Source organism: Peteryoungia aggregata LMG 23059, assembly GCF_030814435.1.
GTDB classification, from domain to species: domain Bacteria; phylum Pseudomonadota; class Alphaproteobacteria; order Rhizobiales; family Rhizobiaceae; genus Allorhizobium; species Allorhizobium aggregatum.
On record NZ_JAUSUW010000010.1, the window covers coordinates 16,681 to 28,330 of the forward strand.

General features: G+C 63.3%; 13 protein-coding genes. All 13 read right to left on the reverse strand.

Features of this window, described 5'->3' with window-relative positions:
- Positions 1-33: 33 nt before the first annotated feature.
- The 13 genes from J2045_RS16445 to J2045_RS16505 all read right to left on the reverse strand — a co-directional run bounded on the left by J2045_RS16445 (position 34) and on the right by J2045_RS16505 (position 11,641).
- Positions 34-483, reverse strand: coding sequence for a hypothetical protein (locus J2045_RS16445; protein ID WP_307374692.1), 450 nt, complete (start codon positions 481-483; stop codon positions 34-36).
- A 34-nt stretch (positions 484-517) separates the two neighbouring features.
- Positions 518-1,027, reverse strand: a complete 510-nt coding sequence (locus J2045_RS16450) for a phage major tail tube protein (protein WP_307374694.1) — start codon at positions 1,025-1,027, stop codon at positions 518-520.
- A gap of 31 nt (positions 1,028-1,058) precedes the next feature.
- Positions 1,059-2,525, reverse strand: coding sequence for a phage tail sheath subtilisin-like domain-containing protein (locus tag J2045_RS16455; RefSeq protein WP_307374696.1), 1,467 nt, complete (start codon positions 2,523-2,525; stop codon positions 1,059-1,061).
- 89 nt (positions 2,526-2,614) lie between these two features.
- Entirely contained in the window at positions 2,615-3,562 is a 948-nt protein-coding gene (locus tag J2045_RS16460) for a hypothetical protein (protein WP_307374697.1), read from the reverse strand.
- Between the two features lie 12 nt (positions 3,563-3,574).
- The gene (locus J2045_RS16465) at positions 3,575-4,024 is read right to left on the reverse strand and encodes a hypothetical protein (RefSeq protein ID WP_307374699.1); all 450 of its coding nucleotides are present in this window, start codon (positions 4,022-4,024) and stop codon (positions 3,575-3,577) included.
- Entirely contained in the window at positions 4,021-5,946 is a 1,926-nt protein-coding gene (locus J2045_RS16470; protein ID WP_307374701.1) for a hypothetical protein, read from the reverse strand. Before J2045_RS16470 ends, J2045_RS16465 begins: the two co-directional genes overlap by 4 nt.
- Entirely contained in the window at positions 5,947-6,126 is a 180-nt protein-coding gene (locus tag J2045_RS16475) for a hypothetical protein (protein WP_307374703.1), read from the reverse strand. It lies immediately after the preceding gene.
- A gap of 60 nt (positions 6,127-6,186) precedes the next feature.
- Positions 6,187-8,487, reverse strand: a complete 2,301-nt coding sequence (locus J2045_RS16480; RefSeq protein ID WP_307374705.1) for a hypothetical protein — start codon at positions 8,485-8,487, stop codon at positions 6,187-6,189.
- Positions 8,488-8,494: 7 nt separating this feature from the next.
- Complete coding sequence (locus J2045_RS16485; protein WP_307374707.1) at positions 8,495-9,790, reverse strand: phage tail protein I; 1,296 nt, start codon at positions 9,788-9,790, stop codon at positions 8,495-8,497.
- Positions 9,787-10,707 (reverse strand): baseplate assembly protein, encoded by a 921-nt coding sequence (locus J2045_RS16490; protein ID WP_307374709.1) that lies wholly within the window; start codon positions 10,705-10,707, stop codon positions 9,787-9,789. The genes J2045_RS16485 and J2045_RS16490 overlap by 4 nt, the downstream gene beginning before the upstream one ends.
- Complete coding sequence (locus J2045_RS16495) at positions 10,704-11,129, reverse strand: GPW/gp25 family protein (protein WP_307374711.1); 426 nt, start codon at positions 11,127-11,129, stop codon at positions 10,704-10,706. The genes J2045_RS16490 and J2045_RS16495 overlap by 4 nt, the downstream gene beginning before the upstream one ends.
- A gap of 2 nt (positions 11,130-11,131) precedes the next feature.
- Entirely contained in the window at positions 11,132-11,296 is a 165-nt protein-coding gene (locus J2045_RS16500; RefSeq protein WP_307374713.1) for a hypothetical protein, read from the reverse strand.
- A gap of 12 nt (positions 11,297-11,308) precedes the next feature.
- The gene (locus J2045_RS16505) at positions 11,309-11,641 is read right to left on the reverse strand and encodes a ubiquitination-like system serine protease family protein (RefSeq protein WP_307374715.1); all 333 of its coding nucleotides are present in this window, start codon (positions 11,639-11,641) and stop codon (positions 11,309-11,311) included.
- Positions 11,642-11,650 lie beyond the last annotated feature (9 nt).

An 11,650-nucleotide genomic window follows, 5' to 3' on the forward strand; every position in this document is an offset into this window, starting at 1 on the left:
CGAGAGTGATCCCGCCCTGCGTGGCTCTCATGACTACGAAGGCGACGGTTCGCCAGTCGTTGACGTAGAGGAATTTGTCTCGTCCTCGGCCTCCTCCTCTGGAGACGAGGACGCGCCGAAAAAACCGTCGACCGTTGCGTCGACAATCGTGCCGTCAGAGAAGTCGAGGCTGTTGTAGACGACTGCCGGCATGTCGAGATACGGCGGGTCGACGAGATCCGCGCCATCCTCACCGTGCTCAAGCGCCGCCTTTGCGCATTCGCGCATATACTTCCGCCACTGGCGGATGGTGGGCCGGGTGATGGTCACATCGGCGTATGTCTTCCCGTCGTAGGTGACCGGGAAGCTGAGCGGGATGGTGACGCTCCGTTCGTTGTCGACGAACTGCGGAGGAACCATGGCCGCAAGCCGCGCCTCCTCCGCTTTCTTCCGCTCGAATGCCTCGAGCTGCTCTTTGGGTACCGCCTGAACGACGTGATCCATTTTCTATCCCCTGCGTTTTTGGTTGACGCCCGGCTTAGTAGCCGAGCGCTGCGTTCAGAGTGGCGAGCTGGTCGATGCCGTTGACGATGCGCTTGGGGGGCCAAGCCTGCAGCTCGTGGATGATGCGAGCGTCGGCCTCGTAGCGCATGTAGATGATGCCGTTGATCGAGAAGTCGAAGCCGGCCTTTTCACCACGCGACCAGGTATCGCGCGAGTTGCCGTTGATCCGGCCCTCGGCAACGCAGAGGTGGGAAGCGATCGACCCGGTGGCCTCGGTCAGAACACCGGCCCGGAAGGTCAGGCGGTTAACCTGACCCGGGGCGAGCGCCATGCGCGCCATGATGTCCGGGTTGAGGCCCGCCATCTTGACGTTGATGGCGAGCGCCTCGATGGCCGACATCGGCTGGCTGACCGCGAGGTCCATGCCGCCGCCGCGATATTCCTGCATCACGGGGACGGGGAACGGCAGCTCGATCGTTTCCGTATCGATGCCGAAGTCGAGCCCATCCAAATACATGGTGAAGCCCTGCAGAATGTGCCGCATTGGAGTTTTCTCCCTTTCGTTCGGGTGTGGTTTAGGCGGTCAGAGCGGTGCTCTGGAGCCGAGCGATTTCGCGGACAGCGTTCTGCGCCAGGGTTTCGTAGTAGCCCGTGTTGCGGTTGAACATGAACGTGATGTGCTCGATCGGGGCCGGCGCCTCTGCATCGTAGTGGATGTAGAGATGGCCGCTGGCCCAGGTCTCTTTCGTGTTCAGCGAAGCATCGAGCCAGACCTTGCCGCCAAGGGTGGCGCCGAGGGTCTGCCAGCGGCGCAGGGCCGAGTTCACGGTCTCGGCGATGTCGACGAGAACCTGCAAGCTGAACGGCTTGTCGATGAAGGGCTCGGCCGCGATCTCGATCGAGTCGATCATCGTGTCGTGGGCACGGCGCACCGACCAGAACTGCTTGAGGCTGTCGGACGACGGGACGCGAGATCCCCAGAGCTTATAGCCCCCGCTCGAGGCGCGGACGATGCAGGCGATAGCGTTGCGGTTGAGCAACTGCGACTCGGCTGCCGGGTCGTTGAACGAATGCTCGATGATGCGCGACGCGCCGATGACGCCCTCGATCACATGGTTCGAGGCCGAGACCCAGAAGCCCTCCTCGTAGTCAACACGCGCCTGGAGACCAGCAACGCGGGCCGAGGCCGGCTGGCTGACCGGGACCGCATTCTTGAACACCTTGACCATCGGCTCGACGATGAACAGGCGGTCGGTGTCGTAGTCGCCGCGATCGGAAATCGCCAGCGAGGTGGTCGAAGCCAGCGCGTCCTTGACGACCGTGCCGCGGAATCGACGTGCCAGCGTGAGCAGCTCTGCGACAACCGGGTTCGAAACCGTGCCGAGGGTTGCTGTCGCCGTCGCACCGGTACCGCCGCCACCGGTCAGGGCGACCGTCGGGGCCGAGGTGTAGCCTACGCCGCCCTTGGTCACGAGGATCGAGATGACCTTGCCCGTGACGCTGTCGATGATTGCCACCGCTTCTGCGCCGGTACCGCCGCCGCCAGTGATCTCCACCGTCGGGGCCTCGGTGTAGTTGCTGCCACCCGCACCACCGACAGCAATGCTGACGACGCCGTCGGTCGGACGCTGCGAGGTGAAGCCGGGGGCGATGAGCAGCTTGGGCGTGAGGCCGTGCAGACCGGGAGCGTTCCGGAAGGCATGCATGCCGGTGCGCATGGTCGCGCTGCCCAGGATGTTCTGCATGGTCTGGTTGATGTTGGCGCCGGGAGCGACGCGGACCACAAGCACGGTCTGCGAGACGCGGCCGGCCTGGTCGAAGATGCCTTCGAGGCAGTCCGCCAGAGTGCCGTTGACCCCGAGGCCGGAGTAGTCGGCGTTGGCGCCGTAGATCGGCACAACGGTGTCCAGCGGAAAGAGCGTTGCGTTCGCATCCGGGGCCGTGCCGATCAGGCCGATGATGCCAGTGTCAACCGTCTGGACCGGGCGCGGGCCGTTGGTCTGCTCGATGGTTTCGAGGCCGTGAAGATAGATGTCTGCCATGGGGGTCTCCCGAGTTCCGGTCGCGCCGGGATGGTTGAAAAAGAAAAACCCGCCTCGAGGGCGGGTCTGGTTTGGCTATGTGGCTGGGGTCAGGTCAGTTCGGCGTCGGCTGTCGACGTCCCGGCGAACGATGGAACGGCGCCTCCTGTGTGCTGCAGCTCGACACCATCAGCACGGGCGAACGAAGCGGTGAAGGATGACCCGCCGCCCGCAACGAAGATCGGCGTCGCGCGCTTCTGCGCCTTAAACAGCCAGTTGACGAAACCGTTCGCGCCGCTTGCCGCCTGGGATCCACGGATCTGCCCGCACGTTTCGAAGTACCGCTGACACAACCAGAGCTCCTGCGCCTGGTGGCGGGGGTTGAACGGGTCGAACTCTCCCGTTGCATCCCCTTCCACGAAGGACATCCAGGTGACGTCGTAGTTGCCCACCGACCTCGGCGCCATGACGATCGCCGGAGCGGCGTAGTCGTTGTTGCCCGTGCCCAGGAGCTTGGCCGTCAGCGCCGGCACCTGCACCAACCAAGAGCGCCGGTTGGTCGTGGCGGACTTGATTGTCGTCGGGCTATCCCCTGCGGCTGTCATGGCCGTGGTGACGGCTGCAGACGGAGAGCCGCCGGTACCGAAGTTCTGGACGAACTCGGCCGCAACCGTCTCCAGATCCGCCGGCCCCGTCATCCATGCGATGAAGGTCCAGAGATCCGGACGGATGGTGTCGACGCCCTCGATGCGCTGCTCGATCCGGAGCGTCCCCGTGGTGGGAGCCGTCGCGAAGGCAAGCCGCATTGCATGGCGACCGCCCGGGGCGAAGCCACTGGCCAGCCCCAGGTTATGCTGCGACACCGTCACCGGCTGGTTGGTGTCGTTGGTCACGAGGAAGCGGTCGAGGACATAGCCGGATGCGCCAGCCGCGATGGTCCGGGAGCCGCGCTGGATCAGGGAGCAAGCCCCGTTGAGCAGCTTGTTTCTCAGTCCGTCCAGCAGACCGCCTGAATTGTAGAGGCTCGCCAGTCTGGCAGCCTGCCTTGGGATACCCATGGGTTGCCTTTCTTAAAGCGCTTTAGCGCGCCGCCAGAGTTCGTCGATCGCGGCGGAATCAATCCCGAAGATCTGGCCGATGGTGGCAGTGATCGGGTGGGCTCGCTCGAACGTGGTCGCCCCCTTGAGCAGCATGCGGGCGCCAAACCGCTGACCCTCCGGGAGTTGATCAACCAGAGCCAGCATCGCTGCCGGCACCGTGCCCGAGGCGACGGCGTCTTCCGCCTCCTCCTCGGTGATCAGGTCCATGTTCGCCAGCTCCTGGAAGAACTGGCGATCCGAGATCTCTTGAGGCACTGGCGGCGGGGGAGGCTGGTAGGGAGGGATGGTGTTCCCCTCCCCCTCCCATTCTGCAATCATCCGACGGTGGCCGTTGGCCATGTCGTCTGGGATGAAATAGAGGGAGCCGTCGATCGCAGCGACGATCTCTCCTGTTTCATTGAAACCATGGACAATAATCATGGGAAGAGCTCCGCATCTGCAGTGAATGTCCCCAGGCTGCTGCGGTTTGCCACAACGTTCGATCGGCCGGCGGTCATTCCGTCAACGGTGATGTTGGTCGCCGCGAATGTCCCAAGGGTCTCGGTCCCTATAACGGAAGGGACGATTCGCTTGGTCGTCTGGAAGTAGACGTAGGACGAGACGCTACCGGCGATCGATGCGTTGGCAACGCCGTTGACATGGCCAAAGGCGCCAGTCTCGTAGTACCGACGGCACAGGATCCTTTCAAAGATCTCGCCGCGCGTCCCACCCGGGTCCGCCTCATTCGAAGCGTCACCCTCAACCATCGAGACGTGCGCAAGGACAATCCTGACCAGCGGGTTCGGAGAGTCCGTAGGCCGGCCAAGTCGAAGGCGAAGGCAGTCGTTGCCGTTGGTGCCGACTGTCTTGCCAACAATGCTCGGGACGTCGAGCACTGCGGTGAACTTGGTGAGGACGCTAGTGGCCGTTATGGTGACCGGCGTCGAGATCACTGCGGCCGACGGGCTGCCCCCAGTGCCGAAATACTGCTCGACATCGATGGTCAGCTGCGTGTCGGATGCCGCCCGAGCCCAAAGGGTCACCGTGACCTTTTTCCCGGCGAGGGTTTCAACGCCCTCGATGGGCTGCATCAGGTGAGTAGGAAGTGAGCCTGCAACTGTTCGAGCCCAGAAGAGGCCGAACACTGACGCACCGCCAATGGCTTCGACATCCTCGGCCGTGAGGACTTCTCGCCCGACCTGGCTTCCGCTGCCCGAGCCGCCCTTGAGCCACCACCGGTCGGCTGTGTACTGGGAGCCAGTGTCCCCGATGGTGAACGTGCCAACGCCGCGCTGCCAGATGTGAAAGTCGCCGTTGAGAAGCTTGTTCCTGAGACCGGCGACCGGGTTTGAGCTTTTGATGAAGCCGGAGTTGGTTTCACTTTTGGTGTAGATGTCAGTCGCATCGTTCGCGAGGAAGCCTCGGAAGGACACGATGTCTCCAGCTGCCAGCCCTTCAACAAACGTGAACGTTCCTGTCGGGCCTGGGGCAAGGGTCACTTCTGCCGGCGCCCGCAGCATCACGCCGTTGACGTAGATGTCACCGGTCGAGTAGCCACCATCCACGGTGAAGGGGCCTTTCAGCCCCGTGGTTGCTGCGACATAGTCCTGCGTTCTGCGACCGCCGACCGAAACAGTAACCGTCGGCGCCCATCCCGTTGTCGTCAGCACCTTCTCGACATTCGGCGTGACCGAAGTGTCAAGGAACTTGGCTCCAAGTGGAATAACCGCAGGCGGGGTCGCTACCGGTGGCGCAGCCAATGGACCGTAGTAGAGGCTACCGATGGCGACGACGGCGGCATGCTTCGTGTCAACCACCGCCTTGTTCGCCGCGACGTCGGTCTGCGCTGCGAGAACCTGGGTGCGGAGAGTTTCGAGATCTGCGGTGGTGGCGATGGGGCCGATCGTCCAGTCGTCGAATGTCCCGGTGCCAATGCTGGACACCACGGCGACGACCAGCTCACCCGTTTCCGAGTCGTAGCTGGAGACGGTGCCGACCACAGACTGACCATACTCGCCGCCGGCATAGGCCATGACGAAAGGCGTCGGCGCGAAGTTGCGCCGCTGGGTCTCTCGGATGAGGAATGTCCGGGAGCCGAGGCCGATATCTACGCTCGAGTCCGAGTTTGCGGAGAACAGAGCGCCAAGGTTCGAAGCCTCGATGAGCTGCTCATAGGCCGGAAGAATGGCATCGTTAATGCGCTCCAAACCGACAGCGCGCAAAGCCTCAACCTGAGCCTCCCAGCTCGGAGCGAACGCGCGCAATTCCTCGATGGCATCGGCGATGATCTTGGCTCGCTTGTTGAGCTCTTCCTGACTGAGTTTGGTGCTGCGGCCCCAGGCGGTGTCGGTATAGAGAGACATTTAGATGGCCTCGTATTCGTCCAGGTGGTCTTTGATCAGCTCGAGCATCGCGCCGCTGACCTTGTGGCTGGAGCCCGTGCGGGGGATGAACTTCTCCCCTTCGTATTCGAAGGACTTGGAGAAGGTGATGCGGTAGAGGCGATCGGGGTCGATCGCAGGAGCGGCTTCGCGCTTGCTCATGTGCATTTTCCGTCTGTGAGGATTGAGGGCTGGAGGGGGCGGTTCGCCGCCCACCCCAAATTAGAACGACAGGAACGTCATCCGCTCGACGTGGAAGACCTCGGTTGCAGCCAGAGCCGCCCCCGTGCTGCGAATGCGCACGGCGCTGGTGTTCACGGGCAGGCTGGTCGCGTTGAAGGTGAACGTCCTGCGGATGTGCCGGAGGTCATCCCCACGGTCATCGAGCAGCTCGTCGACCACAGTCGCCGCGGTGCGGACAGCGTTCGCGTTCGTGACGTCGATCAGCGCAACGGTGAAGTCATGGTTTGCCTCCTTGAAATAATCGAGGATGGCAATGACCTGGATGCTCCGCGTGGGCGCCGGCATCGTCAGAGTGCCGGAGAAGTGCAGCATGTTCGTCGCGGGTCGGCTGACGAGGACAGAGCTGCCGGTCAGCTTGAAGCCCGGCATCAGATCCTTGGTGCCGACGAAGACAGCCCGGAAGCTGCAGAGCGCAGGCAGTCCGTTGAACGCCGCCGTGTCCAGCTCCGAGATCGTGCGCCACGTCGGGCTACCCTGCGGCCGAACCTCGAATGCGAGGGTGCAACCGTCAGGAACGATCCCCTCGTATGCGATGTCGATATCGGTGATACCGCCCGACAGGTTGATCGAGCCAAGGTCGACCTCGAGCCGTGGGTTTTCGAACGACGCGAAGTTGGCGCGGAACATCATGTCGAGGGTGAGGTCGCCCTGGAAGAAGGCACCGTCCGTCGAATAGAAGAGCGTTCCGGCCGCGTAAGCCACGCCGCTGGCGAGACCAACGAAGTGGTTGCCGCCCGTGACCAGGACGATCGCATAGCGCTCGCCGGCAGCCAGAGCCGTCGGCACGAAGGACACTCGAGTCCACTGTGCCGCGACGCTCGGGGAAGAACCCTTGATGATGTTCGCCGGCTGCAGCGTGGTTTCCGCAACCACCTGAGTGAGATCCGGTCGACCGGCATCCGTCTTGGTCAGCAGGACCGTCACGTTGCCGCTGGCGTCCTTGTCAGTGAAGAACAGATCCAGCGAGGTGAGCCAGCCGCCCTGAGTGTTCAGGAAGGTCTGCGCCACCATGGAGCCGTTGACCGAGAAGTCGGTGGCAACGCGCTTCTCGTAGTAAACGGTCTCGGTGTCGTACCAGAAGCGCTTGAGACGGACCCACTGGTGGTTCTTGTTCGGGTTGCCGGACTCGAACTGGTAGGTGCGGCCGAGGCGATCGGTAAAGACGCCCGAAGCGGAGTCATACCGACCGGTGCGCCAGAACTCGCTGTTCGTGCAGACACTGAACGAGCTGCCGTAGCGAATACGCGAGACGGACATAGCCATCTGCTTATAGGCGACCGTCTGGAACTGATACTGCGAGATCGAGAGCGGCTGCCGGTAGGAGTCGACAGAGATGCGGCGGACCTGCGAATACTTCGGCAGGCACAGGCCGTTCGAAGCGACGGAGACCGACGGGTCGATCGGGTTGAACAGGGTGATCGCCGTGTTCAGCGCGTTTGCGTCGGCGAAGCGGATGCCCTCTTCAACCTTTGCGTAGTAGCCCACCTGCGAATTGTCCGACCAGCTGAGATCGTAGTTCAGGAACGAGTCCGCGCCGTAGCCGGAATAGTTATCCTTGAGCTCGAGCAGCTCCTTGATGCGGGCGACGTCCTCGAAGACGCGGGTCAGCTGACTCGTGTCAGCCGACTGCGCCAGGCGCGATGCCAGACCGGTGATGTCGGTACCGAGCGTGGTGATCTGCTCACCGGCCTGCCCCTTCCACTCTTCCAGCTCGGTTGCACGAGCATCGAGCTTCTTGATCGACATGAACTCGTTGTCGGTCGCCATCTCGATGGACTCGACGCCGGTCGTGTTGAGCGTCACCCAGCCGATGACCAGGACGTCGGTCGAAACCGTCGGCTTCTGGGGCGATGCGTTCTCGATGCCGAACTGCGTCTGGAACTGGGCATAGCGAAGCTTCTGCATCGCAACCGACTGCGGTTCCGTCGCGCCGGTCTCGACGTCGATCAGGAAGTCGCGAGGCTCGACCTCGGTATCGACGTCAGCATTGACGACGAGGACCGCCGCAATACGCTTGGTCAGCAGCGGGAGGTTGGACAGGAAGTCCTGGTTGGTCGCCTCTTCCCGGATGTAGCGCTTGCCACCGGTCCAGTAGGTGCCGGCGTCAATGGTGATCTGCGTTGCCCCGGTCTTGGCGATCGAGAAGCCCGTATATTTCTTCTCGTCGGTCAGGCCCTCGCCGACAATGCGGTCAAGAGCCTCCTGGGCGTAAACGCCGATGTTCGAGAGGTCTCCAGACTGGAGCTCCTGCCGGTCGCGAAACTGTACCTGCTTTTCCATGTGTTCCTCACAAGTCCGACACCCAGGTGTCGACGTTGATTGTGCCAATCGAGATGCGGTCAGCGACGGTGGCTGGCCTCATGGTCTTGGCGGTGACGTTGATTTTGTCGCGCAGCGACTTCGAGAGCCGCACCGCTTCAATCGTGTTGGTTAGCTTCGCCTTGCTGGTCTTCACGAAGAACCCGTTGACGAACTGCTGGACGGCGAAGCGGGAGATCCTCCCTTGCGACTGGATTTTCAGGCTCGCGTGGAAAGGCGGCATGCCGAGCCGGACAGCGCCGATGAAGGTTCGAGCCCCGCGCTTGTCGACCTGCCGGTCCCTGTCGTGCAGGAAGATCTGATCGAAGATGCGCAGCCCTGCGGACGTGGCCGGCAGGAATGTCCGCTTGATCCCGTCGTCGGGTCGGTTGATCGACTGGGGCCTAACAGATCTCGCCGCCGGGAAGAGCTGGCCGATGTTGCGCTGCCCCCGGACATACTGCTTGCGGGGGCGGACAGAGACGGGATCCTCGGTCGGCAGAACAGAGGTCAGGTGGTATTCGCTGATCTGCTCGAGATAGGTCGTGTCCATCTCGACCGAGTAGCGCCGCCCACTGGCCCCTGTATCGACCGTGTAGGTCTTAGCCTTGGGCGGTGCCCCCACGAATGCAGCGACCCCTGCCGAGCCGGGGAGATCCACTTCGTCGAAGACGACAGCGCCTCTCTCCTCCAGCTCCACCGTGCGCTGGACACGGCGCACCGGGATCTCTCGGCCCACCTCCGGGTCAAAGACAAAGACTCGAGGTCCAACTCGAGTTGCTGCATCCGAGACGAAGGGGAAAGCCTTGCCGCCCGGGAATAGCCGGGGAAGCCGGTAGCCGCTGCAGAGGTAGGCGCCGAACTGGGCAATCCCCCTCTCCCGGTAGGAATAGAAGCGGAGCTGCTTGAACCGAGCGAGGTAGTTTTCACGCTCGACCTTGGTCAGTGTCGGGTCTGGGTAGGCTGCATCCGGTGGCCGGCGAACGCCGACGACAAGGGAGTCGAAGTAGCGGACCGCTTCCCGGATGCCGGCCAGGGTTCCCTTCTTCGAGTGCAGGCGGAACCATGCCTTGGCCACCGCGCGCTTGCGCTCCAGGGGCCAGTTGCGATCCCAGAGATCCGTGGACACGCCCCATGCAATGAAGGGAACGAAGTCGGGGGGAGTGACTTCCGGATCGTCGATCGATCGAAGGTCGAACTGGACTTCGAACGCCCGGACCATCGCCTCTTCCACCGTCTTGCGCAGCGGCGAAACGTTGCTCGGGTGGAGAGGCTTGAACGTCATGTGTCAACTCCTGTGACGGTCACGCTGACCGACGAGATCTGGATTGCCTGACGCTGGTCGATGACGATGTCCTGTGCCGGCGAAATGAGCCGAGCACCCATGACCCCCTCGACGTGAAGCTTGGAGAACAGGGCCGAGCGCGACAGGTTGCGGCCGAGATAGGCGTTGGCGAGGAGGAAGGCGTTGAGCTGGTCGACCGCCTTCTGCCGGACCACGTTGCCGTCCGGGCCCGGGTAGATCGTCAGCTCTGCCACGATGGGGGTTGAGACCACCTGCGGGGCATTCACCGAGACCATGTCGGTGAGCGGGCGGGCATCCTCCTCGCTCAGCGCGAGGGCAACCGCCGCGATCTGGGCGTTGCTGGGGATCGGGTCGGCATAGGACTTCAACAGCGTGACCGTCACCTTGCCAGGGCTCTGCGTGATGGCAGAGGCGTCCCGCAAGGTCGGGTCCGCTGTCAGAGCGTAATAGACATAGGCACCTGCCGGCCCGGCGCTGGAGAAGGCCTCCATGCGCAAGAGGATGCGGCGGCGGAACCGCTCGTCCGCCTCCATGACGGCAGCCGTGTTGGCTGTCGCAGCCTGCACCACGAGGCGCACGACGCCGTAGTTGGCCGCGATGTGGTCAAGGTCGGAACCGGTGGCGAACGCGAGCAGGCGGGCCACTGCCGCGTCGTTGATGCGCGCTCTGATCTTCAACTCACGGGCCGCAGCCACCTCGAAGGCGACGGCGACCGGGTCGGACTCGAGGTTGAGCGTCGTGATCTCGGGGAGCGTGGGCCGGGCCACCCGCTTCTCTGCCCACTTGACGAGGAAGTCGGAGACCATCTCGTCATAGATGGTTTCGACGTTCAACTCCTGCACGAGCTTCGGGGGAGCGAGCTGGGACAGGTCGACGTTGGTGCTGGTGGTGCTCATTGCATGACCTCGACTGTGATGCCGGACCCCGTGTCGGTGATCGCGAACGAGAGCGTCTGCTCAGTGGGGTTGCTGTAGTCGCCGAGGTGGCCGTTCTCGAAGAAGACGCCGCCGAGGGACAGGATGACGTGCCCCGGCTCGCTGGCGTCCAGGCTGGTCCGGAGAAGGACGAAGCCCGGCTCGCCATACTGGCGCCCTTCCACCACTCGCGGCTCGAGGGCCTCGGCGACGGCCGAGTAGATGTCGATGATCGTCTCGATGTTCTGAGGGCGATCGATCATTCTGGTCAGCTCTGACCCGAAGGTGCGCCGCTGGACCCTCAAGCCGATCTCGGTCTCGAGGATCTCCCGCATCGACTGAACGCAATGGCTCCAGCCGTAGATGAGCTGGCCGGTCTCCGCATTCACGCCGACACGGGCCATGCTTACTTGTCCTTCTTCTCGTCCTTGGCGGCGGGGGCGACGTCGGTGACGTGCCCGGCCATCACGAGATACTTGGCCTGGTCATCGGTCATCTTGCCGACGGACTCGCCGACCTTGCGGTAGGCGCCTTCGATGAAGCCTTCGACGGCTGCGTAATAAGTCTTCACGGGATGCTCCTGTCAGTTGGGGAGGTCGGGCAGCGCGACTGTCTGGCCCGAGAGGTGGTGGGTGCAGTCGGGCAGGAACTGGATCTGCCCGCTGCGGACGAAGGAGTGGCAGCAGTGCGCGACGTCCTTCGACTCGTCGTCGAACTCTTCCGGCACATTGCTTGGCTCTTTCCAGGTGACGTGGATGGACGGCTCGAACGTCGGGGACTCCGCGTTCCCGTCGAACCGCCACCGGGGACCAGGTCCGGCCCCGATGGTGATCTGATGGATCTCCCGGCACCCCGGGCAGTAGAAGGCCAGCCGGCCACCTTGCAGGCTTCGCAGCTTGCTCGAGATCTGTGCCATGGAGGGCTC

Bases quoted from the DNA above. Each gene is read 5' to 3' on its own strand.
- J2045_RS16445 (WP_307374692.1), bottom strand. From the start codon at position 483: ATGGATCACGTCGTTCAGGCGGTACCCAAAGAGCAGCTCGAGGCATTC.
- J2045_RS16450 (WP_307374694.1), bottom strand. From the start codon at position 1,027: ATGCGGCACATTCTGCAGGGCTTCACCATGTATTTGGATGGGCTCGAC.
- J2045_RS16455 (WP_307374696.1), bottom strand. From the start codon at position 2,525: ATGGCAGACATCTATCTTCACGGCCTCGAAACCATCGAGCAGACCAAC.
- J2045_RS16460 (WP_307374697.1), bottom strand. From the start codon at position 3,562: ATGGGTATCCCAAGGCAGGCTGCCAGACTGGCGAGCCTCTACAATTCA.
- J2045_RS16465 (WP_307374699.1), bottom strand. From the start codon at position 4,024: ATGATTATTGTCCATGGTTTCAATGAAACAGGAGAGATCGTCGCTGCG.
- J2045_RS16470 (WP_307374701.1), bottom strand. From the start codon at position 5,946: ATGTCTCTCTATACCGACACCGCCTGGGGCCGCAGCACCAAACTCAGT.
- J2045_RS16475 (WP_307374703.1), bottom strand. From the start codon at position 6,126: ATGAGCAAGCGCGAAGCCGCTCCTGCGATCGACCCCGATCGCCTCTAC.
- J2045_RS16480 (WP_307374705.1), bottom strand. From the start codon at position 8,487: ATGGAAAAGCAGGTACAGTTTCGCGACCGGCAGGAGCTCCAGTCTGGA.
- J2045_RS16485 (WP_307374707.1), bottom strand. From the start codon at position 9,790: ATGACGTTCAAGCCTCTCCACCCGAGCAACGTTTCGCCGCTGCGCAAG.
- J2045_RS16490 (WP_307374709.1), bottom strand. From the start codon at position 10,707: ATGAGCACCACCAGCACCAACGTCGACCTGTCCCAGCTCGCTCCCCCG.
- J2045_RS16495 (WP_307374711.1), bottom strand. From the start codon at position 11,129: ATGGCCCGTGTCGGCGTGAATGCGGAGACCGGCCAGCTCATCTACGGC.
- J2045_RS16505 (WP_307374715.1), bottom strand. From the start codon at position 11,641: ATGGCACAGATCTCGAGCAAGCTGCGAAGCCTGCAAGGTGGCCGGCTG.